The organism is Streptomyces humidus, assembly GCF_014649655.1.
Lineage (GTDB): Bacteria > Actinomycetota > Actinomycetes > Streptomycetales > Streptomycetaceae > Streptomyces > Streptomyces humidus.
Map to the genome: position 1 here is coordinate 154,479 of NZ_BMTL01000012.1, position 22,606 is coordinate 177,084.

Annotated in this window: 22 protein-coding genes; 11 read left to right on the forward strand and 11 right to left on the reverse strand. The window is 71.9% G+C overall.

Annotated elements, in window-relative coordinates; genetic code table 11:
- Window positions 1-6 precede the first annotated feature (6 nt).
- Genes IE239_RS16475 through IE239_RS16485 form a run of 3 tightly spaced genes read right to left on the reverse strand, consistent with a single transcriptional unit; the run spans window position 7 to window position 1,463 of the window.
- On the reverse strand, window positions 7-402 hold the full coding sequence (locus IE239_RS16475) for a nitroreductase family deazaflavin-dependent oxidoreductase (RefSeq protein WP_190150066.1): 396 nt from the start codon (window positions 400-402) through the stop codon (window positions 7-9).
- Window positions 403-425: 23 nt separating this feature from the next.
- Entirely contained in the window at window positions 426-602 is a 177-nt protein-coding gene (locus IE239_RS16480) for a DUF397 domain-containing protein (RefSeq protein ID WP_190150067.1), read from the reverse strand.
- 9 nt (window positions 603-611) lie between these two features.
- Window positions 612-1,463 (reverse strand): helix-turn-helix domain-containing protein, encoded by an 852-nt coding sequence (locus IE239_RS16485; protein WP_190150068.1) that lies wholly within the window; start codon window positions 1,461-1,463, stop codon window positions 612-614.
- Window positions 1,464-1,663: 200 nt separating this feature from the next.
- Here IE239_RS16485 and IE239_RS16490 point away from each other — a divergent pair, with 200 nt between their 5' ends.
- From IE239_RS16490 to IE239_RS16505, 4 genes are all read left to right on the forward strand, one after another.
- Window positions 1,664-2,104, forward strand: coding sequence for an ATP-binding protein (locus IE239_RS16490; RefSeq protein WP_190150069.1), 441 nt, complete (start codon window positions 1,664-1,666; stop codon window positions 2,102-2,104).
- Window positions 2,105-2,178: 74 nt separating this feature from the next.
- On the forward strand, window positions 2,179-2,454 hold the full coding sequence (locus IE239_RS16495) for a hypothetical protein (RefSeq protein WP_190150070.1): 276 nt from the start codon (window positions 2,179-2,181) through the stop codon (window positions 2,452-2,454).
- Window positions 2,451-2,732 (forward strand): hypothetical protein, encoded by a 282-nt coding sequence (locus IE239_RS16500; protein ID WP_190150071.1) that lies wholly within the window; start codon window positions 2,451-2,453, stop codon window positions 2,730-2,732. The genes IE239_RS16495 and IE239_RS16500 overlap by 4 nt, the downstream gene beginning before the upstream one ends.
- A 166-nt stretch (window positions 2,733-2,898) precedes the next feature.
- The gene (locus IE239_RS16505; protein WP_190150072.1) at window positions 2,899-3,744 is read left to right on the forward strand and encodes an LLM class F420-dependent oxidoreductase; all 846 of its coding nucleotides are present in this window, start codon (window positions 2,899-2,901) and stop codon (window positions 3,742-3,744) included.
- Between the two features lie 25 nt (window positions 3,745-3,769).
- Here IE239_RS16505 and IE239_RS16510 read toward each other — a convergent pair whose 3' ends face one another.
- Complete coding sequence (locus tag IE239_RS16510) at window positions 3,770-4,447, reverse strand: hypothetical protein (protein WP_229878123.1); 678 nt, start codon at window positions 4,445-4,447, stop codon at window positions 3,770-3,772.
- Between the two features lie 166 nt (window positions 4,448-4,613).
- On the opposite strand from IE239_RS16510, the gene IE239_RS16515 reads away from it, so the two are divergent.
- Together IE239_RS16515 and IE239_RS16520 are read left to right on the forward strand one after the other, a co-directional pair.
- Window positions 4,614-7,229, forward strand: a complete 2,616-nt coding sequence (locus tag IE239_RS16515; RefSeq protein ID WP_190150073.1) for a bifunctional FO biosynthesis protein CofGH — start codon at window positions 4,614-4,616, stop codon at window positions 7,227-7,229.
- Window positions 7,230-7,306: 77 nt separating this feature from the next.
- Window positions 7,307-7,894: a hypothetical protein gene (locus IE239_RS16520; protein WP_190150074.1), complete on the forward strand. Its 588-nt coding sequence runs from the start codon at window positions 7,307-7,309 to the stop codon at window positions 7,892-7,894.
- 64 nt (window positions 7,895-7,958) lie between these two features.
- On the opposite strand, the gene IE239_RS16525 is transcribed toward IE239_RS16520, so the two are convergent.
- Window positions 7,959-8,498: a DUF2165 domain-containing protein gene (locus IE239_RS16525; protein WP_190150075.1), complete on the reverse strand. Its 540-nt coding sequence runs from the start codon at window positions 8,496-8,498 to the stop codon at window positions 7,959-7,961.
- Between the two features lie 129 nt (window positions 8,499-8,627).
- Here IE239_RS16525 and IE239_RS16530 point away from each other — a divergent pair, with 129 nt between their 5' ends.
- Complete coding sequence (locus tag IE239_RS16530) at window positions 8,628-9,749, forward strand: ADP-ribosylglycohydrolase family protein (RefSeq protein ID WP_190150076.1); 1,122 nt, start codon at window positions 8,628-8,630, stop codon at window positions 9,747-9,749.
- A 40-nt stretch (window positions 9,750-9,789) separates the two neighbouring features.
- Here the strand turns inward: IE239_RS16530 and IE239_RS16535 are convergent, their stop codons facing one another.
- Entirely contained in the window at window positions 9,790-11,352 is a 1,563-nt protein-coding gene (locus IE239_RS16535; protein WP_190150132.1) for a sodium:solute symporter family protein, read from the reverse strand.
- A gap of 138 nt (window positions 11,353-11,490) precedes the next feature.
- Complete coding sequence (locus IE239_RS16540) at window positions 11,491-12,276, reverse strand: SDR family oxidoreductase (protein WP_190150077.1); 786 nt, start codon at window positions 12,274-12,276, stop codon at window positions 11,491-11,493.
- 77 nt (window positions 12,277-12,353) lie between these two features.
- On the opposite strand from IE239_RS16540, the gene IE239_RS16545 reads away from it, so the two are divergent.
- Entirely contained in the window at window positions 12,354-13,193 is an 840-nt protein-coding gene (locus IE239_RS16545; RefSeq protein WP_190150078.1) for a hypothetical protein, read from the forward strand.
- Window positions 13,194-13,256: 63 nt separating this feature from the next.
- On the opposite strand, the gene IE239_RS16550 is transcribed toward IE239_RS16545, so the two are convergent.
- Together IE239_RS16550 and IE239_RS16555 are read right to left on the reverse strand one after the other, a co-directional pair.
- Window positions 13,257-15,278: a DUF8823 domain-containing protein gene (locus tag IE239_RS16550; protein WP_190150079.1), complete on the reverse strand. Its 2,022-nt coding sequence runs from the start codon at window positions 15,276-15,278 to the stop codon at window positions 13,257-13,259.
- A gap of 169 nt (window positions 15,279-15,447) precedes the next feature.
- Window positions 15,448-18,066 (reverse strand): D-alanyl-D-alanine carboxypeptidase family protein, encoded by a 2,619-nt coding sequence (locus tag IE239_RS16555; RefSeq protein ID WP_190150080.1) that lies wholly within the window; start codon window positions 18,064-18,066, stop codon window positions 15,448-15,450.
- Between the two features lie 237 nt (window positions 18,067-18,303).
- Here IE239_RS16555 and IE239_RS16560 point away from each other — a divergent pair, with 237 nt between their 5' ends.
- From IE239_RS16560 to IE239_RS16570, 3 genes are all read left to right on the forward strand, one after another.
- Complete coding sequence (locus IE239_RS16560; protein ID WP_190150081.1) at window positions 18,304-19,059, forward strand: GOLPH3/VPS74 family protein; 756 nt, start codon at window positions 18,304-18,306, stop codon at window positions 19,057-19,059.
- A gap of 335 nt (window positions 19,060-19,394) precedes the next feature.
- On the forward strand, window positions 19,395-20,252 hold the full coding sequence (locus IE239_RS16565) for a helix-turn-helix domain-containing protein (RefSeq protein WP_190150082.1): 858 nt from the start codon (window positions 19,395-19,397) through the stop codon (window positions 20,250-20,252).
- 268 nt (window positions 20,253-20,520) lie between these two features.
- The gene (locus IE239_RS16570; protein ID WP_190150083.1) at window positions 20,521-20,712 is read left to right on the forward strand and encodes a DUF397 domain-containing protein; all 192 of its coding nucleotides are present in this window, start codon (window positions 20,521-20,523) and stop codon (window positions 20,710-20,712) included.
- A gap of 248 nt (window positions 20,713-20,960) precedes the next feature.
- Here the strand turns inward: IE239_RS16570 and IE239_RS16575 are convergent, their stop codons facing one another.
- Together IE239_RS16575 and IE239_RS16580 are read right to left on the reverse strand one after the other, a co-directional pair.
- On the reverse strand, window positions 20,961-21,464 hold the full coding sequence (locus tag IE239_RS16575) for a glutathione peroxidase (protein WP_229878124.1): 504 nt from the start codon (window positions 21,462-21,464) through the stop codon (window positions 20,961-20,963).
- A gap of 101 nt (window positions 21,465-21,565) precedes the next feature.
- Entirely contained in the window at window positions 21,566-22,543 is a 978-nt protein-coding gene (locus IE239_RS16580; RefSeq protein WP_190150084.1) for an ArsR/SmtB family transcription factor, read from the reverse strand.
- Window positions 22,544-22,606 lie beyond the last annotated feature (63 nt).

Here is a 22,606-nt window from a genome sequence, read left to right on the forward strand (position 1 = left end):
CGACCGTCATGTCTCCAGGTCCACCCGCACCGTGAGTAGCCCCGTGCCCAGCGTCCGCACCGCCGCGCTGTTGGCGCGGGGGAGGGTGCGCAGGCGGGCGACCGGGTCGTCGTCGGGCATGAGGTGGGCGGTGCCGGAGTGCCAGCGTCCGCCGATGCGTACCCGCACCCGCGGGTCGGCCTGGATGTTGCGGACGTACTGCGACCGCTCCCCGAACTCCGAGACCAGCCAGAACGTGTCGCCGACCCGGCGGCCGCCCAGCGGGGTGCGCCGGGGCAGGCCGGAGACGCGGCCGGTGGTCTCCAGGAGCGTGTGGAACGGCAGCCGGCGCATGAGCGGGTTGGCGAGGTACCGCTGGAAGGCGGTCGTCGCGCGAAAACGGAAGTCACTGGGGCTGGACATCGTCCGCGGTGCTCCTTTCCGGGTCACCGCGCGCTGACGGCGTCGAGCAGGGCGGCGAAGGCGGCGGGGGTGGTGGTGAGGACGGTCCGGGCGGGGTCGGCGGACTCGGTGAGGTGGATGGTGTCGGGGGCGGCGGATATATGGACGCAGGATTCGCCTTGCCCGCAGTAGGAGGACTTCTGCCAGGTGTGGGTGTTCATCTGTTCCCCTCACAGGTCGTGGATGAGGTCGTTGATGAAGTCACGGGACTCCGATGGATCCAGTGCTACGCGCTCCATGCGGTCAAGCAGGATGCGGTACATCTCCAACTGTGCCTCCGCGTATACGAGCACAGGTCCGTGCGACTGATCCAGCGAGACCGTGTCGAGACGGGGCACAGGGCCGGACGCGTAGTGGATGTTCTGCCCGGACCCCGGATAGGCGCCGATGGCGAACGGGATCACACGGACGCTGATATGGCCCCGTTCGCTCTGTTCCACCAGATGCTCCAACTGTCGCTTGGCTGCGGAGCAGCCGCCGACGGGTACACGGAGAGCGGCTTCGTGGACGACGGCGCGGAACGGGATCGGATCGTCGCGGTCCAGTAGGGCCTGGCGCTGGAGCCGGTGGCTCACACGCAGCTCGACGTCCGAGGGGGAGAATTCCGGCACGACCTGCCGGAAGATCTCGCGGGCGTGGTCCGCGGTCTGGAGCAACCCCGGGATGTGGGCGGTGTTGGCGGACCACAGCGCCGTGGCGTGATGTTCCAGTTCAGCGATGTTCAGGAGTGAGGGTGGAAGCACATCCCGGAACGTCTCCCACCAACCGCGTGTCCTGTCGGATGCCATGTCCACAAGGGCATCGATGAACACAGGGTCCGAGCACGTGTACGCGTGGGCCAGGGCCCTGACCCGCGAGGGGCTCACGCCGAATCGACCGGACTCCACATTGCTGAGCTGCCCCTGGCTGGTGCCGAGAGTGCGCGCGGCCTCCGTCGCCGTCAGACCTGCGCGTTCCCGCATCTTGCGCAGTTCCACCGCGAGTCGGATACGGCGGGCGGTGAGAGGGGGTCTTGCGGCCACGTGCGCTCCTCCTGGACGCCTGTTCCATTCTGGGCCACCCGCATGAGCTAAATGCGAGTGGAGTATCTCGGGTTCTGGCAAATGTAATTTGCAGAGCCTCTATCTTCATTCCTGGGCCCCCGCCCGGAAGCGCACCGTGGGACGCCGCGGCATCGACACCAGGCACCCGTCCAACTCCCCTCAGTGACCGGAGACTTCCGATGGCCACCGTATCCCCGTCCTGGAACTACACCCTGCACCTTCCCCGCGATCCCCGCGCACCCGGTGTCGCCAGGGGCGCCCTCAGGCTGATCCTCGCCGCTCACGGGCTGCCCGGCCTCACCCCCACCGCGGAGCTCGTCGCGGCGGAGCTGCTGGCGAACTCGCACGTCCACACGGAGGGTCCGTACGCCCTCCGCCTGATGTCGACCCGCCCGGGCGGGGTCCGCGTCGCCGTCTGGGACGCGGACCCGCGCGTCCCTCCCGGCTTCAAGGGAGACCCCCTCGACGCCGTCCCGCCGGTCGACGCCGAGAACGGCCGGGGCCTGCACCTCGTGCGGGCGTGCGCGGACGAGCTGGGGGTGTCGGTGCTGCGCCGCCTGGGCGCGTCGAAGGGCGGCAAGCTGCTGTGGGCGGACTGCGGGGGCGAGCCGAAGTGCTGAGTACGCGCTGCCCGGTCCGGCGGAGCGGCACCATACTGGGAAGTGGAGTCATGCCCGTTCACCAGGAGCAGACGATGAGCGCACAGCCCGAGCACGGCTGGGGAGCGATGCCCCTCCCGGAGATCCGGACCGTGGACGACCTGCGCGGCGCCCTGAGCCGCTACGGTTTCCCCGGCGACCGTGAGCGCTTCGAAGAGGAACTGGCGGCGGCCATAGGAGCCTCTCCGACCAATGACTTCGACGGCGCGGCGGCGGTGGTGCGGGCCTACCGGCACCGGATCCTGATCCGGAACTCGCCCGAGGTCATGGCAGCTCTCGAGGATGCGCGCACGGGGGAGGGCAAGGCGTGAGCGAAGTCCCGCTGGAGGAGGCCGAGCCCGCGCGGAAGGCGTTCGGCGATCTGACGGAGGGGGAGCGGGACGCCGTCCGGGAGGCGCTCGCCGTGATCGCCCGCGATCCGACGGCAGGCCGCGAGATCCCGGGTTGGCGGCCACCGTCCGTGGAATACACCTACACGACACCCCTCGCCCGCGACTCGGCCGAGGCGATCACGGTCGTGTACACGCACACTCCGGGCATGGGGGTGACGGTCGTCTACTACTTCCGTGACCCACAGGTGGTCGACTGAGTCGCCCCTTCCACGGGGCACCCGCGCGGAGTCGGCGCTCAGGGATCGTGTCTCGGCGTCGATGCCGACCAGTCGGTATGGACACGTGGCCCCTCTGCCGGTACAGATGAGGGCGCCGTCCGCGACGACGCCGTCGATCGAGCCGTACGCAGTGAAAGGGCCGCCCATGCGCATCGCCGTCACGATCTTCCTCACCGACGAGACGATCACCCCCGTCCGTCTCGCCCGTGAGCTGGAGGAACGCGGGTTCGCCGGGCTCTATCTGCCCGAGCACACGCACATCCCGGTCGAGCGGACCACCCCCTACCCCGCCGGCGGCGACCTGCCCCGCGAGTACGGCCGCACCCTGGACCCCTTCGTAGCCCTCGGGCAGGCGGCGGCCGTGACGGAGACGCTCGGCCTCGGCACCGGCATCACGCTCGTCGCCCAGCACGACCCGATCGACCTGGCCAAGCAGATCGCGACCGTGGACCACCTCTCCGGCGGGCGGCTCACCCTCGGGCTCGGTTATGGGTGGAACGTCGAGGAGGCCGCCGACCACGGCGTCGAGTGGCGTACCCGGCGCGAGCTGGTCCGTGACCGGATGCGGCTGATGCGGGCGCTGTGGGCGGACGAACCGACCGCGTACGAGGGCGAGTTCGGGAGCGTGCGCGCCAGCACGGCGTACCCCAAGCCCGTGCAGAAGCCGCGCGGCCCGGTCACCGGCCCCCGCACCCTGATCGGCGGGGCCGCCGGACCCAAGCTGTTCGCGCACATCTGCGAGTACGCCGACGGCTGGCTGCCGATCGGCGGACGCGGCCTGTCCGAGTCGCTGCCCGTGCTGCGCTCCGCCTGGGCGGACGCCGGCCGCGCGCCGGAGGCTCTCCAGATCGTGCCGTACGCCGTCCAGCCGTCCCCCGGCAAGCTCGCGCACTACGCGGAGCTCGGCATCGAGGAGGTCGTGGTGCAGCTGCCGCCGGCGGGCGAGGCGGAGGTGCTGGGGCTGCTCGACGGGTTCGCCCCCTTCCTGTAGGCGGCCCCCGGCCGGGCCCGCGGACTCAGGGCGTCGACGGATGCAGGTCGGGCGGCGTCAGATCGTCGCCGGGCCTGTCGTCGCCGTCCCCCCGGCCGGGGTCCACGGCGCAGGCCATGGAGGCTCCGCCGGTGAAGTAGCCCCGGTCGGCGGACCACTTGAACCACATCCGCTCCTCCCCTTCCGAGCGGGAGGCCTTCAGGGCGCGGTCGCCGGAGACGTCCTCCCGGTACGAGGTGATGTCCCAGCCGGAGTCCTCGAGATGGTCCCGCAGCCGGCGCAGACCGGCCCGCGCCTGCCCGGCGGGGACGTGGTCGAGGGCCCAGCTGTGATGCATGCGGTAGGCGCCGTCGACCTCCTCGTCCGTCAGACCGCCCCGGTAACAGGCGTCCGAGCCGAAGGTGTTCTCGGCGGAGACGCCCGGCTGCCCGGCGCCGGGCCCGAGGGTGCGCGTGAACCCGAGGACGCCGTAGGCCTCCTGGGAGCGCTCGGCCGCGCGGCTCGCCATCGCCTCGGGAGCGGCGCGAGGGAAGTCCGACGCGTCCTTGGTCACGACGGCGATCCAGACGACGAAGGCGAGAAGCAGGAGCAGCGGCACGGCGAGGAGCACGGCACAGCCGAAGCCGACGGCCCGCGCGGCGGTGCGGGTCCGGGTCGGGGCGGGGGAGACGGCGGGGACGGTGGGGGTGTTCTCCTGGGACATGCCTGGACCGTAGGCGGACGCGGCGCCCGGGACATCGGTACGCCCGCGCACCGGCCCTGGGTGCGGATACTCACGTGCGGGTGCGGGGCCGAGGACGGGGGCGGGGTGGGCGGTCGAGTCGGCGGGCCCGCCCCTTGCTGCGAAAAGGTGATCGTATGCTCGAAGGATGACGATTCCCGCGAGCTCCGGTACCGGCCCCGGCTCGACCCCCGGCCCGTCCGGCGGCCCCACCGAGAACTCCATGCGGCGCGCCCTCAAACGGGCCCGGGACGGCGTCGCGCTCGACGTCGCCGAGGCCGCCGTGCTGCTCCAGGCGCGCGGCGAGGCGCTGCGAGACCTCGCCGCCTCCGCCGCCCGGGTGCGGGACGCCGGCCTGGAGGCGGCCGGCCGGCCCGGCGTCATCACCTACTCGAAGAGCGTCTTCATCCCCCTCACCCGGCTGTGCCGGGACAAGTGCCACTACTGCACGTTCGTCACCGTCCCCGGCAAGCTGCGCCGCGCCGGGCACGGGATGTTCATGTCGCCCGACGAGGTGCTCGACATCGCCCGCAGGGGCGCGGCCCTCGGCTGCAAGGAAGCCCTCGTCACCCTCGGCGACAAGCCCGAGGAGCGGTGGCCCGAAGCCCGGGAATGGCTCGACGCGCACGGCTACGACGACACCATCGCCTACGTCCGCGCGATCTCCATCCGCATCCTGGAGGAGACGGGGCTGCTCCCGCACCTCAACCCGGGCGTGCTGTCCTGGACCGACTTCCAGCGGCTGAAGCCCGTCGCGCCCTCCATGGGCATGATGCTGGAGACCACCGCGACCCGGCTGTGGTCCGAGCCCGGCGGCCCGCACCACGGCTCCCCGGACAAGGAGCCCGCCGTCCGGCTGCGCGTCCTGGAGGACGCCGGCCGCTCCTCCGTCCCCTTCACCTCAGGGCTGCTGATCGGCATCGGCGAGACGTACGAGGAGCGGGCCGAGTCCCTGTTCGCGCTGCGCAAGGTCTCCCGCGCCTACCACGGCGTCCAGGAGCTGATCATCCAGAACTTCCGCGCCAAGCCGGACACCGCGATGCGCGGGATGCCGGACGCGGAACTCGACGAGCTGATCGCGACGGTGGCCGTCGCGCGGCACGTCATGGGCCCGTCCGCCTGCCTCCAGGCCCCGCCCAACCTCGTCGACAGCGAGTACGGGCGGCTGATCGGCGCCGGGGTCGACGACTGGGGCGGGGTGTCCCCGCTCACCATCGACCACGTCAACCCCGAGCGGCCCTGGCCGCAGATCGAGGAACTCGCCGAGAAGTCCGCCGCGGCCGGCTTCGAACTGCGCGAACGGCTCTGCGTGTACCCGGAGTTCGTGGGCCGCGGCGAGCCCTGGCTGGACCCGCGGCTGCTCCCGCACGTGCGCGCGCTGGCCGACCCGGAGACGGGACTCGCCCTGCCGGACGCCGTCGTCGAGGGCCGCCCCTGGCAGGAGCCGGAGGAGGTGTTCGTGCCGTCCGGCCGTACCGACCTGCACCGCACCATCGACACCGAAGGCCGCACCGCCGACCGGCGCGACGACTTCGACGAGGTGTACGGCGACTGGGCCGCCCTGCGCGAGGCGGCCGCCCCCGGCATGGTCCCCGAGCGCATCGACACCGACGTGCGGCAGGCTCTCGCGACGGCCGCCGACGACCCGACGAGGCTCACCGACGACGAGGCCCTCGCGCTGCTCCACGCGGACGGCCCGGCCCTGGACGCCCTGTGCCGCGTCGCGGACGACGTCCGCCGCTCGGCCGTCGGCGACGACGTCACGTACATCGTCACGCGGAACATCAACTTCACCAACGTCTGCTACACGGGCTGCCGTTTCTGCGCCTTCGCGCAGCGCCGCACCGACGCCGACGCCTACACGCTCTCCCTCGAGCAGGTCGCCGACCGGGCCCGACAGGCCTGGGACCTGGGCGCGGTGGAGGTCTGCATGCAGGGCGGCATCCACCCGGACCTGCCCGGCACGGCCTACTTCGACATCGCCAGGGCGGTGAAGGAACGCGTCCCCGGCATGCATGTGCACGCCTTCTCGCCGATGGAGGTGGTCAACGGCGCGACCCGCACCGGCCTGTCGATCCGCGAGTGGCTGACGGCGGCGAAGGAGGCGGGTCTCGACTCCATCCCCGGCACGGCGGCCGAGATCCTGGACGACGAGGTCCGCTGGGTGCTGACCAAGGGCAAACTGCCGACGGCGACCTGGATCGAGGTCGTCACGACGGCGCACGAGGTCGGTATCCGGTCGTCCTCGACGATGATGTACGGCCATGTCGACCAGCCCCGCCACTGGCTGGGCCATCTGCGGACCCTCGCCGGCATCCAGCAACGCACGGGCGGCTTCACGGAGTTCGTCACGCTGCCGTTCATCCACACCAACGCGCCGGTGTACCTGGCGGGCATCTCCCGGCCCGGCCCGACCATGCGGGACAACAGGGCGGTGACGGCGATGGCCCGGCTCCTGCTGCACCCGCACATCCCCAACATCCAGACCAGCTGGGTCAAACTGGGCGAGCAGGGCGCGGCGGAGATGCTCCGCTCGGGGGCCAACGACCTGGGCGGCACGCTGATGGAGGAGACGATCTCGCGGATGGCGGGCTCGTCGTACGGCTCCTACAAGTCGGTCAGGGACCTGATCGCGGTCGCGGACGCGGCGGGCCGCCCGGCGAGGCCGCGCACGACGCTGTACGGCGAGGTGTCCGAGGAGCGCCGGCGGGCCGCGTCGGCGTCGGACGGGCACCTGCCGGAACTGCTTCCGGTACTGGACTGAGGGACAGCCCTACGGGATCCCCACAGTACGATGATCGGACCCCTCGTGGTCGGGGGGTCCCGTAGCTGAGGAGATGCGTGCCCGTGCCTGCCCGACGGCTTCCCTCCTGGGCCTGGGTCACCGGCCTGACCGCCGGTGCGATCGCCGCGGTCGTCGTGCTGACGGCGCAGGCCGAGAACGGCCCGCACCCGACGGCGTCGGTGGCGAAGGGCCCGAAAGCCTCGGCGTCCGCGAGCGCGAAGCCGTCGGCCGCGCCGAAGCCGTCGGCTCCCTCGCAGGCCGCCACGGTCCCCGAGAAGTCGGGCACGGGCCGCCGCGTCGTCTACTCGCTGGGGCAGCACCGCGTCTGGCTGGTCGACGCGGACGACACGGCCCGCCGCGCCTTCACGGTCTGGCCGGGCACGGTGAACCCGGCCGTCGGCAGCTACACGGTGTCCGTGCGCAAGGACGCCGTCACCGGCTCCGACGGCGTGGCGATCGAGCACGTCGTCTACTTCTCCGCCGCGTCCGGCGTGAACATCGCCTTCTCCAACGCCGTCGACGGCTCCTCCCCGCCCCCGGCCGCCGCCGGCGCGCAGACCGGCGGCATCCGGATGGCCAAGGCGGACGGCACGGCGCTGTGGGCGTTCGGCGAGACGGGCACGAAGGTCAGGGTCGTCGACTAGGGACCACGGCCCTCGGGGCCGGGAACCGAGGTCACCGGCGTTCATGGTCACCGGTGTTCCGATGTCAGGGACGGGCGTCGTCCTGGCGGGCCGGCAGATGGTTGACGATCAGGACGACGCCGGCGAACAGGAACGCCCGGGTCGCCGCGTCCAGTCCGTTCCAGGTCTTCGACTGCCACATCGCGAACCACTCGCCGCCGATCGCGATGAACCCGGCGCCGAACAGCAGCATCACCATCACCAGCCCGTACGTGGACACCGTACGGGCGCGTATGTCGTCCCGCCGCGCCCAGAACCAGGTGCCGGCGGCCAGCACCAGCCCGGCGGCCGTCTCCCACACGATGATCGCGACGTAGGCGGCGTCCTGGAGGCCCTGGCTCGTCACCGCCCGCCACATCAGGTCGTCGTCCCCGAACGTGTCGTCCATCGCCAGCACATGCCGCACGAACTGCCGGTTCGTGCCGAAGTCGGTGATGTTGCCGAAGGCGACGAGCAGCAGGTAGAGGGCGACCGTGCCGGTGAGCAGGGCGGCGGTGAGGGGAAGCACACGTGAGGCGTGCGCGCCGCGCGCGGTCGGGGTGGGGGTGGGGGTGGGGGTGGTCATGCGGGGCTTCCTACCCCGCGAGGTCTCCACGACCCCTCCACGCGACAGGCCGCGCCCGGGGCGGGAACCCGGACGTGTTCGATTACAGTGACGAATGTCGTACGTACGGACGGTGGCCGGGAGGACGTGGTGGGTGCGACTGCCGGGCCCGTCTGGGGCCGCGCCGAACAACAGGACTTCCGCAGCCGGGTGCGCGGCACGCTGCTCGGCGCGGCCGTCGGGGACGCGCTCGGCGCCCCCGTCGACGGGCTGGACGCCGAGGAGATCCGGCGGGGACACGGGCCCGAGGGCGTGGTCGACCTGGCCCCCGCCTACGGGCGGCGCGGCGCGGTCAGCCACCTCACCCAGCTGACCCTCTTCACGATGGACGGCCTCATCCGCGCCCAGGTCCGCCGGGACACCGGCGCCTGGCATCCGCCGACCGACCTGCACCGCGCGTATCTGCGCTGGGCCGCCACCCAGCGCGACTGGGGCCCCGACCTGCGCCGCAAGGACAACGGCTGGCTGGCCCGCGAGGAGTGGCTCTACGTCCGCCGCGACCCGACCCGGACCCTGCTGCTCGGGCTGGGCGACGAGGTGATGGGCACGCTCGACTCGCCGAAGAGCCCGGCCGCGGCCGGGCCGGAGGTCGTGCCGCGTTCGGTGCCGTTCGGGCTGCTCGTCGGCTGGGAACCGCAGCTCGTCGCGCAACTGGCCGTCGAGTGCGCGGCCCAGACCCACGGTCACCCCACGGCGTGTCTGTCGGCGGGCGCGTACGCGGTCACCGTGCACGCGCTGGCCCGCGGCGAGAGCCTGGACGGCGCGGTGCGGCACGCGCTGGCCCTGCTGTCCGCGCGGCCGGGGCACGAGCCGGTGTCGGAGGCGCTGCGGCACGCGCTGGGCGCGGTGCGGCAGGGGCTGCCCGGCCCGGCGAGGGTGGAGAAGCTGGCCGGGCCGGGGACCGCGGAGGCGGTGCTGTCCGGCGCCGTCTACTGCGCGCTCGTCGCGCAGGACGTCCGGCACGGGCTGCGGCTCGCGGTGAACCACGGCGCTCCCTCGGCGTCGACCGCGGCCGTGGCCGGCGGCCTCCTGGGCGCGCTGCACGGCGAGACGGCCCTCCCGCCGGCCTGGCTGGCCGAGCTGGAGGGCCGTCCCACGATGCTGGAGCTGGCCGACGACTTCGCCATGGAGATGACCCAGGGACCGGCACTCCACAACGCCGCCGGGGCGTCTCCCGGCTGGCTGACCCGTTACCCCCGCGAGGCCTTCTGACCCAGGGCCGGGGCCGCCCGCCGTCCCCGACGGGCGGCGGTCACTCCTTCGCCGCCGTGGAGACCTCGTCCCGCCGGCCCGGGAGGGGCGCCGCGGCCGAGGAGCCGCCGTCCGTGTTGACGGTCTCGATGACCGCGAGCCGTTCCGGGGTGTCCTCGGGCTTGAGGAAGCCGATCAGGATGTAGAGGACCAGCGACACGGCGAGCGGGATCGACACCTGGTACTGCAACGGCACCCCGCCGTCGACGTTCCAGTTGATCGGGTAGTTGACCAGCCAGAAGGCCAGCAGGCCCATCGCCCAGCTGGTCAGCGCCGCCGTCGGGCCGGAGCGGCGGAACGGGCGGAGCAGGCCCAGCATCATCGGGATCGCCATCGGCCCCATCAGACCGGCCACCCACTTGATGACGACGGTGATGATGTCCTTGAAGGCGGGGGAGTTGACCTGGGTGGCCGCGGCCATCGACAGCCCGAGGAAGACTACGGTCGTCACGCGTGCCGCGATCAGCCCCGACCGCTGGTTCCACTCGCGCGCCCTGGCCCAGATGACCGGCGCGCAGTCCCGGGTGAAGACGGCGGCGATGGCGTTGGCGTCGGAGGAGCACATCGCCATCGTGTGGGAGAAGAACCCGACGATGACGAGCCCCAACAGGCCGTGCGGGAGCAGCTGTTCGGTCATCAGGGCGTAGGAGTCGGAGCCGTCGGGCTTGTTCGACGTCACGAGCAGCGGTGACATCCACATCGGGTAGAACAGCACCAGCGGCCAGACCAGCCACAGCACCGCCGACAGCCGCGCCGACCTCTCGGCCTCCTTGGGGCCGGCCGTGGCCATGTACCGCTGGGCCTGGTTGAGCATCCCGCCGTTGTACTCGAAGAGCTTGATGAAGAGGAACGCGAGCAGGAACACGGTGCCGTACTGGGCGACCAGCGGCTTGTCGTGGCCCTGGAGCGCGGGCTGGTCCCAGGCCTCGGTCACTCCGATGCCCTTGTCGTTCAGCTTCAGCACGACGGCGACCAGCATGGCCACTCCGGCCAGCAACTGGATGACGAACTGGCCGAGTTCGGTCAGCGCGTCCGCCCACAGGCCGCCGATCGTGCAGTAGACCGCGGTGATCGCGCCGGTGATGAGGATCCCCTGGTTGAGGGAGAGCCCGGTGAACACGGACAACAGGGTCGCGATGGCGGCCCACTTGGCCCCCACGTCGACGATCTTCAGCAGCATCCCGGACCAGGCGAGGGCCTGCTGGGTTTTGAGGTCGTAGCGGTTCTTCAGGTACTCCAGCGGGGAGGCCACCCCCAGCCGGGACCGCAGCCGGTTGATGCGCGGCGCGAACAGCTTCGAGCCGACCGCGATGCCGAGGGCGATGGGGAAGGACCAGGTGACGAACGAGGTGACGCCGTAGGTGTAGGCGATGCCCGCGTACCCGGTGAACATCACCGCGCTGTAGCCCGACATGTGGTGCGAGATGCCGGACAGCCACCAGGGCATCCTGCCGCCGGCGGTGAAGAAGTCGCTCACGTCGTCGACGCGCTTGTGCGACCAGACGCCGATGGCGATCATCACGCCGAAATAACCGATGAGCACGGCCCAGTCGAGACCGTTCATGTGCGCCCTCCCGTGGTTCAGCCCGGCGTTCGGCTCGGCGCTCATCGTGGGCGCTGTCGCGTGAACACGACAAGTAACCGTCGGGTCAAAGGGAGGTAAAAGAATTCTGTATGGTGTCCTGCGTTCATCTATGTGAACTCAGCGCATCAGCTCCCCGGCGTTGACCAGCAACGACTGTCCGGTGATCGCCCGCGCCCGGTCCGAGGCCAGGAACACCGCGGCGTCCGCCACATCCCCGTCCGTGGCCAGTTCGGGCAGTGCCATCCGCTCCGCGAGCCGCCCGAGCACCTCCTCCTCCGGCACCCCCTCGGTGTGCGCGGTGAACTGCACGTACGCCTGCACCGGCGGCCCCCACATCCAGCCCGGCAGCACGGTGTTGACCCGGATCCGGTACGGCCCCAGCTCGCGTGCGAGGGAGTACATGGCGCTGGTCAGCGCCCCCTTGGAGGCCGCGTACGCCGCCTGCCGCACCTGCGAGGGGGCCGCCACGGCGGACTGCGTCCCGATGAACACGACCGACCCGCCGCCCGCCTTCAGCGCCGGCAGGCACGCCCGGGTCATCCGCAGGCTGCCCAGCAGGTTCACGTCGATCACCGACTGCCAGGTGGCGAAGTCCGCGTCCTCGATCCCGCCGAAGTACGAGTCCCAGGCCGCCACGTGCACCACCGCGTCGATCCCCCCGAACCGCTCCCGCGCCAGCTCGGCCAGCGCCTCGCACCGGGCCTCGTCGGTGACGTCGGTGGCCCGGTACGCCGTGCGCGTCCCCGTGGGATCGATCTCGGCCGCGCTCTTCGCGAGGTGCGCCTCGGTCCGCGCCCCGAGCACGGCGTTCCCGCCGTCCCGCACGACCGCGGCGGCGACCTGGTGACCGAGTCCGGCGCCCACCCCCGAGACGACGACGGTCCTGCCGTTGAGCAGTGACATCGGGACCTCCCTGACCCTGGCGCATTGTCTGACGGAGCGTCAGAGTATGGGCCAGCCGCCGAGGAAGGGGAAGACGCGTGAGTGACGAGACCCGCAGCGAGACGTACGCCGAACTGGCCTCCGTGGGCCCCTACGGGGTGCGCCCCGGCCACGCCCTGATCACCATGGTCGAACCGCACCCCGGCCACGAGTACGCCTACAACCGCTGGTACGAGGACGACCACTACTACGCCGGCGCGATGGCCATGCCCTGGATGTACGCGGGCCGCCGCTGGGTCGCCACCCGCGACCTGCAACTCCTGCGCCGCCCCGAGAAGTCGGCGATCGCCCAGCCCGTCACCGCGGGCTGCTACCTCTCCACCTACTGGATCACCGACGGGCGCTACGACGACCACATGAGGTGGACGGTCGCCATCAACAAGCGCCTCAACCGCGACGCCCGCGTCTACCAGGACCGCACCCACGTCTTCACGGCGTTCCAGGACCACGAGACGACGGTCTACCGCGACGGCGCGGCGGGCCCGCGCGACTTCCACGCCCTGGACCACCCCTACGCCGGTCTCGTGCTCGAGGTGATCGACGCCGACTCGGCGCAGCAGCGCGCCGAACTCCTGGAGTGGCTGCGCGCCCGCCACCTCCCCAAGCAGGCGGCCGGCTCCCCGACGGCCATGGTCACCGTCTTCCGCCCCACCCCGCTGCCCGGCGACCGCATGACCTACGTCAGGCAGGTCGAGGGCGTCGACACCCGGCTGACCCTGCTGTGGTTCCTGGAGGCGGACCCCAGGGACTGCTGGGAGGGGCACTTCACCGGCCTGGAGGAGACGGTGGCCGAGTCGGGCCTGGGCCGGGTGGAGCTGGTCGCGCCGTTCATCCCCACGGTGCCGGGCACCGACCGGTACGTGGACCGGCTCCGCTGACCGGGGCGGCCGGGGTCAGCAGTGCGGCCGGGGAGGCCGGGGAGGCCGGGGTGAGCGGGGCGGTCAGAGCCGGTCCTTCAGCTCGTCCGGGCAGGGCGTCCCCCGCGGCAGCTGGTAGGGGGCCGCCAGCCGGTAGGTCCCCGCCTTCGGCGCGAGCAGCACCGTCCACTTGTCGCCCTCGGTGTCCTCCTGCGTCTCGAACAGGCACCCGTTGACGTTGTCGTACGTCTTCGGTTCCCCCTCCGTCCGGTCCTTGGACTCCGGCGTCTCCTGCGGCGGCTTCAGGCTCTTGCCCTGCGCGTCGACCACGCTCAGCCACGGCGAGTACGGGATGCGGATCAGGATCCGCCCCGCCTTCTTCACGTCGATCGTCATCTCGCCCTGCTCGGCGCGCTGCACCACCGCGTTCGGCTCGGCCAGCGGGGCGGGATCCACGACCCGGAACAGCTGCCAGTTGGCGTCGCCCCAGATCTGCTCGAGATACGGCAGCCCCCGCTGCACCAGCTCCCGCTCCCGTTCGCCCCCGTCGCCGTCCAGCGCCTCCTTGGGGACGACGACGTAGTGCACCGCCCACCGCTGGAGCCAGTCGTGGTAGTTCGCGGAGTTGAGGGTGTCGTCGTAGAAGAGCGGGTTGCGCTCCATGTCGGCCTGGCGGTTCCAGCCGCGGGCGAGGTTGACGTACGGCGCGAGCGCGGAGGCCTCGCGGTGCGAGCGGGCCGGGACCACCTCCACCCGTCCCCTCTCCGCGCCGACCCCTTGCAGCTCGTTGACGAGCGGGGCCAGCTCACGCGCCCAGGAGGCCGCCGGGGTCGTGCGGACCACGTCGTCGACCGACTTGAACCCGATCCAGCCCACGAACACCAGGGACGACAGGACGATCGCGTACCACTTGCGGCTGCGCGGCACGGCGAACGGCAGCGCGGCCATCAGCACCACACCGGTGAACAGCATCGCCAGACGCGTGATGTTGGACCCGATCTGCGAGCTGATCAGCCACACCAGCAGCACCCCGAGCCCGTACACCGCCGCCGTGATCCGCACGGTGCGCCAGTCGGGCGGGACGACCGCGAAGACCGCCACCGCGCACAGCAGCGGCAGACAGGCCGAGCCGAAGGACATCGGCTGGGTGCCCGAGAACGGGAACAGCCAGGCGGACAGGGCGACGACCGCCGTGGGCGCGAGGCCGAGCGCCCACGCGCCCGGCCGTCGCTTCTGCAGGAACATCGCCACGGCGACCATGCCCACGAAGAGCCCGGCCACCGGCGAGCCCATGGTGGCCAGCGCGGCCAGCGGCGCGGCGCACAGCGCCTTCGCCCACCGTTTGTAGCGCCAGCGGTGCGGCCAGCAGAACACGACGGCGACCGCGGCCAGCGCGAACATGTTGCCGAGCCCGAACGTGACCCGCCCGGAGGCGGCGTTGCACAGCAGGGCGAAGATCCCCGCCAGCGCCGGCCACAGCGGCTTCTTCACCGGCCGGCAGCGCAGCAGGATGAGGGTGAGCAGGCCTGCCGAGAGCGTCCCGGCGATCATCATCGTCGTCCGGACGCCGAGCACGGACATCAGGTACGGCGACACCATGCTGTACGACACCGGGTGCATGCCGCCGTACCAGGCGAGGTTGTACGCGGAGTCGGGATGCCGGCCCACGAACTCGGCCCACGCGTCCTGCGCCGCGAGGTCGCCGCCGCTGTTCGCGAACGTGAAGAACCAGACGAGGTGCAGAACGCCGGACAGCGCCGTCATCGACAGCACCGGGTGGCGGCCCAGCGGGCCGCCCAGCCGGTCGAGGGCGGATCTCAGGCGGGACGTCCCGCGCGGCGGGTCCGTACGGCCGGCGGCCGCGCGGCCCCCGGCCCGGTCGTCGCGGCCGTCGTCCTCGCGGTCCCGGGCGGGCCCCTGCTCGACGTCTACCACGCGGTCCGCCGCGGGGCCGTCGGCCGCCGGGTCCGCCGCCGGGGCGGCCGCCGCGGCTGTCGCCGGGTCACGGTCGTGCTCGCCCGACTGGGGTGCGGGCAGCCTTGGCCGCGAGCCGACGTCCGGTCCCGGACCTGTCTCGTCGGCGCGTGTCGGCTCCGCAGTGGCCACCTGAAGGCACTCCCCGTGTCCCGTCTTCTGTTCTCGGTCGCGTCCTGTTCGCGTCCGCTTCACGGCTGTGCCCTTGCGGCCCGCGACTGTCCCGTTTCGCGACGCTAGCACGCACCCCGCCGGGCGGCTGCCCGACGGGGTGCGGAGAGGTACGGACGCGACGGCGGCGTCAGCCGAGACGTGTCAGCTTGTCCGAGAAGCCCGGCTCGCTCAGGTCGGACCGCAGGGCGACCGGCACCTTGACGGCCCCGCTGGTGCCGTCCCCGACGGTGAGCGTCCCCACCTGGGCGCCGGCCTTCGCGGTGTGCGGCACCTCGGCGGCGGTGAACGACAGCCTCACCGTCATGCCCGCCCAGCCGACCGCCGGGACGTCCTTGGTGATGACGACCGGGGTCTGTCCGCCGAGCTGGTCGTCCACGTACCCGACGACGTCGCCCTTCTTCAGGATCTTCGCCGAGGTGAGCGCGTCCTGGGCGGCGAGCAGCGCCGTCTGGCTGACCGCGTTGACCGTCTCCAGGATCGGCGCCTTGTGCTGGCCGAGGATCGCGCCGACGAGGGTCACCGTCTGCCCGTCGACCTTCTTGCGCGAGGCGAAGAGCAGGTTGCCGCCGGCGGCGGTGGTGCTGCCGGTCTTGATGCCGATCGCGCCCATGTTGAACGGCAGCGTGTTGTAGTTGGGCCAGTTCTTGCCGGACGGGTCGTCCCAGCTGGCCGCGCTGGAGATGGAGACCAGGGCCGGGACCTTCACGAACGCGCGGCCCAGCTTCACCTGGTCCTCGGCCGTGGAGACGGTGGTCTCCTTCAGACCCGAGGGGTCGGTGTACGTCGTGTTCGTCATCCCCAGCTCCCGGGCGGTGGCGTTCATCTTCTTCACGAACGCCGCCTCCGAGCCCGCGTCCCAGCGCGCGAGCAGCCGCGCGATGTTGTTGGCGGAGGGGATCAGGACGGCCGACAGGGCCTGGTGCTCGGTGAGGTGCTGGCCCGCCTTGACGGTGTTGAGCGTCGACTCGTCGCCGGTGACGTCGTAGCCGCCCTCCTTCTCCGCCGTCGCGTCGACCTCGATCTTCGGCCCTTCCTCCCCGGCCTTCATCGGGTGTCCCTTGAGGATGACGTAGGCCGTCATGGTCTTGGCGACCGAGCCGATGGCCACGGGCGTCTGCTTGCCGAAGCTGCCCATCGTGCCGACGCCGTCGGCGTCGATCCAGCCCTGCCCCTCACCCGGCCACGGGAGCTGCGTCTTGCCGCCCCCGAAGGTGTAGGAGTCCTTCGCGGTGAGGGTGAGCGCGGTCGCGGGCAGCGGTCGCGCGGCCTGCACGATCGCAAACACGATCACCAGCAGGAGGACCAGGGGCGTCCAGATCTTGAGCCGCCGGCGGAGCTGGCGCAGGGGCGTGGGCGGGGGCGGCGGGGTGTTCGTCAGCTCGGCGAGCAGGTCCAGCGGCGGCTTCGGAGGCAGCGGCTGCTGGGTGGTCCGCTCGGGGCCGACCTGCGGGACGAACGCGGTGACGTCGGCCTGCGGGGGCGTGAACGGCTTGACCGCGGGCTTCGGCGCGCGGGGCTCGTCGAGCGGCTTGAGCGCGACGAACCTGCTCGTCCGCTCGGCGGGAGCCTCGTCCGTGGACTTCGCCTCGGCCTTGTCGCTCTTGTCGCTCTTGTCGCTCTTGTCGGCCTTGTCGGCCTCGTTGTCCCTGTCGGCCTTGCCGTCCTCGCCGTCCTCGCCGGAGGCGGGCCGGGCGGCCCCGCCGAGCTTCAGCATGGTGGTCGGCTGGTCGACGGCGGGCTTGGGCCGGGGGGTCTTGAAGACGGCGGTGGGCTGGTCGACGTGCGGCTCGCCGGTCTCGCCGTCGGCCTCGGCGTCCGTCTTGGCGTCCGTCTTGGGTTCGGTCTTGGCGTCGGCGGGCGCGGCGGCTTCGTCGGGCCTGTCCGACTCGTCCGGGGCGTCGGCCTTGCCGGTCCCGGTGCCGGTGTCGGCGACCTCGGCGGACTTCTCGCCCGTGGCCCACTTCGGCGCGGGCTTGGAGGTGGGCCGCGCCTCTGTCGTCGGCTTTCCGGACGCGGGCCGGTCGGCCGCCTCGGAGACGCTCGCGGAGCTTTCCTCCGGGGCCGTGGCCGTGTCGGCGTCCGTGTCGGTGTCCGTGTCGGTGTCCGTGTCGGCGTGGGCGTCCGCGTCGGCGGAGCGCTTCTCGTCGGACTTCCCGTCCGCCGAGGACGCCCGCTGGGCCACCGCCGCCCGCGAGTGGGCGTCACCGCCCCCAGGAGCCGCTTCGGCGGTCTGCGAGGCGCTCTCGGCCTCCTCCGGGTCCTCGGCGCTCTCCGCGCCCCCGGCGTCACGGCCTCCGGCTTCGGCGGCCGCCGGCTGCTCGGCCGGCTCGTCCGCGTCCTCGTCCCCGTCCGTCCTGGCCGCCGGAGACTCGTCCTCGGGGGCTTCGGCGGCCTCGGGCTCGTCCGCCGCTCCGGGTACCCCAGGCTCGTCGGCTCCGCCGGTCCCTCCGGTCTTGTCGGACTCCACGGACTCCACGGACTCGCCGGACTCGCCGGACTCCACGGACTCGCCGGACTCGCCGGTCTCGCCGGTCTTCAGGTCCCGTACCGAGAAGACCCGGGTCGCGGTGTCGACGCCGCCGCGCGCCGCGGACGAACCGCCGTCCCGTGCCACCGCGACCCGCGGATCGCGGATCTCGCGGGGGTCACGGGACTCGCGTGCTTCGGGAACCGTGCCCGCGCTCCCCGACGTCGGTTCTGCCGACGACTCGCGCTGCTTCGACCTGTCGGGGGACTCGCCCGCCACCGATGCCTCCTCCTGTGCCGCACGCCGTCCGCGCGCCTGCCGAACCGTGAACCGCCCGCCCCGGACCCGCCTCGCGGCGCTGTCCGAACCATGTACCAGTGTCCTGTGTAGAGGGCTTGGCTCCTGCGGTAGACGAGAACGACATACCTACTGGTTCCACTACAAACAGGTCACGCACCCTCGACAGATGAATGTGAGAGGGGTCACCCTGTCATTCATCCACGCGGGGAGGCATGGATGGGCAGGAGCCGCAGAACGATTCCGGAAGAGCTTCTACTGCTGGCGTTGGACCCGACCACGGGTACCACCGCACAGCCGCAGTCGCTCGACCTTGGTCTGGCCGGAGCACAGCTAGTGGAGCTGGCGCTGGCCGGGCGGATAGCCCCTGACGGGGATCGTATCGCCGTGGTGTCCCCACGGCCGACTGGAGATCCGACACTGGACTGCGCGTTGGAGTTGCTGCGAAGGCGTGGCGCTCCCGTACGGGCCGTCCACTGGATCGGCGGGCCGCGTCTCGGGCTGCGCCAGACCTACCTCTCGCATCTGGAACGGTGCGGCATGGTGCATGCCGTGGCGGGCCAGATGTGCGGAGTGCTGCCGACGACTCGCTATCAGGCGACGGACACCGACATCAGCCGGGAGATAAAGGCCCGGCTGGACTCCGCGATCCGCACCGGCGTGCCGCCGGACCCGCGGACCGCGGCGCTCGCCGCACTGGCGCACGCGGTCGGCCTCGGCAAGCACCTGTACCCGGGCAACGAGGGACGCTCGTCCCGCTCCCGGCTGCGGGATCTGATCAGGCACGACCCGATGGGCGGCCTCGTGGCGCACGCCGTGATGGACGTCCAGAACGGCGCGGGGGCACAGCCGCGTCGCAACCAGCCACCCGCCGGCCGCCAGGCCGGACCGGGAGCGGGGCCCGCTCCGGAACCCGCCCGTGGCGTTCCGGCGCAGCCGCACCGCGGTTCCATGGCGCGTGTCGTGGCCCACTGAGCCGCAGTCCCACCGGCGCCGCAGGGCGCTGCGAGGCGCAGCCGGGCACCACAGGGAACCGCAGGAACCGCGGAGACACCGCGCACGCAGGACCGCACCATCGCACCATCGCAGGACGCAAGACCGTTCGGGAGCCGCCGCGGACCGCGCGGGGTGGTGCGACACACCGCCCCGCGCGGACGCATGTCGGCGCCGGTGGGACGCTGGTCCGAACTGGCGTGTACCGGCCGCATAACCACCGTTTTCCAGCGGTAGAAAGCACCTTGGTGGCAGTCTGCTCAACAGCAGATACGCAAAGTGTCAGTTGCAGACACGCAGCCGGAGGTGCACGTCCCGTGGCGTCCAACGTCAATCCCACTGTCAGGCGACGCCGGTTGGGCCAGGAGCTGCGCCGGCTCCGTGAGCTCAAGGGCATGACGGCCGAGGAGGTCGCCGAGCGCCTGCTGGTGTCCCAGTCGAAGATCAGCCGGCTGGAGAACGGCCGGCGCAGCATCAGCCAGCGCGACGTCCGCGACCTGTGCGGGGTGTACGAGGTCGAGGACCAGCGGATGGTCGACTCGCTGATGGAGATGGCCAAGGACTCGCGCCAGCAGGGCTGGTGGCACGCTTTCGGTGATGTCCCCTACAGCGTCTACATCGGCCTGGAGACGGACGCGGCGAGCCTGCGCGTGTACGACCCGCAGATCGTGCCGGGGCTGTTGCAGACCCGTCAGTACGCGGAGGCGCTGATCTCGGGCGCGCTGCCGGAGACGGCCCCCACGGAGATCGAGAAGCGCGTGCAGGTGCGGATGCGCCGGCAGGAACGTGTCTCCTCCGGAGAGAACCCCCTGCGCCTGTGGAGCGTGATGGACGAGTCGGCGCTCCGAAGGGTCGTCGGCAGCCGCGAACTCATGCGGGGTCAGCTGGAACACCTCGTCGAACAGTCCCAGCTGCCGCATGTCACGGTGCAGGTGATCCCCTTCGACATGGGTGCGCACCCCGGTCTCAACGGCCAGTACGCGATCCTCGAGTTCCCCGACACCGCCGACTCCAGCGTGGTCTACATCGAGGGCGTCACCAGCGACCTCTACCTGGAGAAGCCGAACGACGTGCAGAAGTACAGCGTGATGTACGAGCATCTGCGCGCCCAGGCCCTGAACGTCGACCAGTCGCGCCAGTTCATCGCCGACATCGCCAAGGGGTATGTGCCGTAACGCCGTTCGCGATGACGGATGTTCGGGACGACCGACGACCGACGTCCACGCGGGAGGCGGCGCATGGTACGCCCTCCTCCCGGGAGGACGGAAGTTTCCATTGGGATATGTCATCCGGTCGAGTGAATAGTCGCTTCGTCAGTCGATGTTGGCGAGTAGCGTCGATCACGCCATCGAGCAACAAGGTTGGCGTGAACGCGCCGCGTGGCCGCAGTGGGGTCCGTGGTGCCGGGACAGTTACTCAACAACTGCACTACGGAGCAAAAACATGGCAATTCGTCAGGGCAGCGCGCACGCGTGGACCAAGTCCTCCTACTCCACGGGCAACGGCGCATGCGTCGAGGTCAAGTCGCCGGCCGTCCAGGCCCTTCTCGTCCGGGACTCCAAGGTCGAGGACGGCCCCAGCCTGGTCTTCCCCGCCGACGCGTGGAGCGACTTCGTGGCCTCGGTCAAGGCATAGGGCGGAGGACTTCCCGTCCTCCGGCCGCCGGTCGTCCGTCACCGGTCGTCCGTCACCGGTCGTCCGTCGCCGGTCGTCTCACCGGGGCGTCGGCACAACTGCACAGGAACCGCCCAAGGGCCCTCTCGTCCAGATCGCCGTCCTAGCCGAGAGGGCCCGGTGGTGTATCAGGAGCCGCTGCGCGGAGGCCGCTGACCTCGTCGACGTGCGCCGGGCTCCGTCGCGGGCTGCGGCCCGCGGGACGGAGGTCAGCTCAGCTGGTCCTCGATGGCGGCGACGACCTCGGCGGACTCGGGCTCGGTCTGCGGGGAGAAGCGGGCGACGACGGAGCCGTCCCGGCCGATCAGGAACTTCTCGAAGTTCCAGCGGATGTCGCCCTCATGGCCCTCGGCGTCCGCGAACCCGACGAGCCGCTGGTACAGCGGGTGCCGGTCGTCGCCGTTGACCTCGACCTTCTCGGTCAGCGGGAAGGTCACGCCATAGGTCGCGGAGCAGAACTCGGCGATCTCCTCGGCGCTGCCGGGCTCCTGCCCGAGGAACTGGTTGCAGGGCACGCCCAGCACGGTGAAGCCCTGGGCGGCGTACCGCTCCTGGAGCCGCTCCAGACCCGTGTACTGCGGGGTGAGGCCGCACTTGGAGGCCACGTTCACCACGAGCACGGCCTGGCCCGCGTACTGCGAGAGGTCCGCGGAACCGCCCTTGAGGGCGTCGATCTGTACGGCGAGGGGGGAGGCGCCGGCATGAGTAGTCATGCCCCGGATGCTAGTCCCGGCCTGGCCCGCTCCCCGCCCCGGCCCGGCAGCGGCTGCGTCGCGGCTCGTGACCCTTCACGGGTGGTGGCCGCTGGTGAGAATCAGGGGAGGGGAGCGGCTGCCTCCGTCAGGGTCGTGCCTGCCGGGGTCCGGGAGTACAGCACCGAGCGGCCCGCGCGGCGGCGTTCCACCAGGCCGGCGTCCAGGAGGACCCGCAGGTGGCGGCCGACCGAGCCCAGGCCCTGGCCGGTCAGGGCCACCAGCTGGGTGGTGCTCAGGGGCGCGGCGAGGAGCACCAGCACCGTGGCCCGGGCGGGGCCCAGAAGCGTGCCCAGCGCGTCCGGGACGGCGTGGGCGCGGTCCCGGCGGTCCTCGGCGAGCGCGCCGGAGCACGGGTAGACCACGGCGTACCGTTCCCGCCCCTCCCAGGCCACCCAGCCGGTCTTCGGGGTGACCGGCACGAACAGCAGCTCCGCGCCGGAGATCTCGCGGGGCGGGTACTCGTGCAGGTTGACCTGGAAGCGGCTTTCGCCGAGCCAGCGCGTGCCCGGGCGCAGCGAGTCCAGCACGGCGGCCCAGCCGCCCCGGCTGACCAGCGCGGTCCGGGCCACGACGTCGGCCTCCAGGATGCGCCGGCGCCGCTCCCAGTACGGGCGCACGTCCGTCTCCCACACGTGCTCCAGCAGCGCGGCCGCCCGCTCGGGCAGGTCCTCCCGGTCCAGGGCCGCGGGGAGCGGGCCCGCCAGGGACGTCCGCAGATGGGCCCGGGCCGCCGCCGGGTCCGCCGCCCGCACCCGGGCCACGCCCTCCTCGAAGCTTTCGCCGTCCCTCGGCGTCGGCGTGAGGAAGTCCGCGATCCAGCTGCGGCCGAGGCCCGCCCGCACGAGCAGTGCGGTCACCGGGTCGGCGGCCAGCGCCGCGCGGTAGCCCGGGAGGTGGGAGCGCAGCCAGTCGTGCTCGCCGGGGTGGGTGCCCGCTGCCGCGTGCAGCAGTTTCAGGCTCGCGAAGGTCTCGGCGAGCGGCGAGAGCACGAACCGGCTGCGGGCCAGGGTGTCGGCGTTCACCTGCCACCAGCCCATACCCGCGCACACCTCCCATGGCCGTCCCCCACGGCGCACGAGGTTTCGCGGGCCGGCGAAACA

What these genes read in the sequence shown, in the direction of transcription:
- IE239_RS16475 (WP_190150066.1), bottom strand. Translation starts at nt 402, where the DNA reads ATGTCCAGCCCCAGTGACTTCCGTTTTCGCGCGACGACCGCCTTCCAG.
- IE239_RS16480 (WP_190150067.1), bottom strand. Translation starts at nt 602, where the DNA reads ATGAACACCCACACCTGGCAGAAGTCCTCCTACTGCGGGCAAGGCGAA.
- IE239_RS16490 (WP_190150069.1), top strand. Translation starts at nt 1,664, where the DNA reads ATGGCCACCGTATCCCCGTCCTGGAACTACACCCTGCACCTTCCCCGC.
- IE239_RS16495 (WP_190150070.1), top strand. Translation starts at nt 2,179, where the DNA reads ATGAGCGCACAGCCCGAGCACGGCTGGGGAGCGATGCCCCTCCCGGAG.
- IE239_RS16505 (WP_190150072.1), top strand. Translation starts at nt 2,899, where the DNA reads ATGCGCATCGCCGTCACGATCTTCCTCACCGACGAGACGATCACCCCC.
- IE239_RS16510 (WP_229878123.1), bottom strand. Translation starts at nt 4,447, where the DNA reads ATGTCCCAGGAGAACACCCCCACCGTCCCCGCCGTCTCCCCCGCCCCG.
- IE239_RS16515 (WP_190150073.1), top strand. Translation starts at nt 4,614, where the DNA reads ATGACGATTCCCGCGAGCTCCGGTACCGGCCCCGGCTCGACCCCCGGC.
- IE239_RS16525 (WP_190150075.1), bottom strand. Translation starts at nt 8,498, where the DNA reads ATGACCACCCCCACCCCCACCCCCACCCCGACCGCGCGCGGCGCGCAC.
- IE239_RS16535 (WP_190150132.1), bottom strand. Translation starts at nt 11,352, where the DNA reads ATGAACGGTCTCGACTGGGCCGTGCTCATCGGTTATTTCGGCGTGATG.
- IE239_RS16540 (WP_190150077.1), bottom strand. Translation starts at nt 12,276, where the DNA reads ATGTCACTGCTCAACGGCAGGACCGTCGTCGTCTCGGGGGTGGGCGCC.
- IE239_RS16560 (WP_190150081.1), top strand. Translation starts at nt 18,304, where the DNA reads ATGGGCAGGAGCCGCAGAACGATTCCGGAAGAGCTTCTACTGCTGGCG.
- IE239_RS16570 (WP_190150083.1), top strand. Translation starts at nt 20,521, where the DNA reads ATGGCAATTCGTCAGGGCAGCGCGCACGCGTGGACCAAGTCCTCCTAC.
- IE239_RS16575 (WP_229878124.1), bottom strand. Translation starts at nt 21,464, where the DNA reads ATGACTACTCATGCCGGCGCCTCCCCCCTCGCCGTACAGATCGACGCC.
- IE239_RS16580 (WP_190150084.1), bottom strand. Translation starts at nt 22,543, where the DNA reads ATGGGCTGGTGGCAGGTGAACGCCGACACCCTGGCCCGCAGCCGGTTC.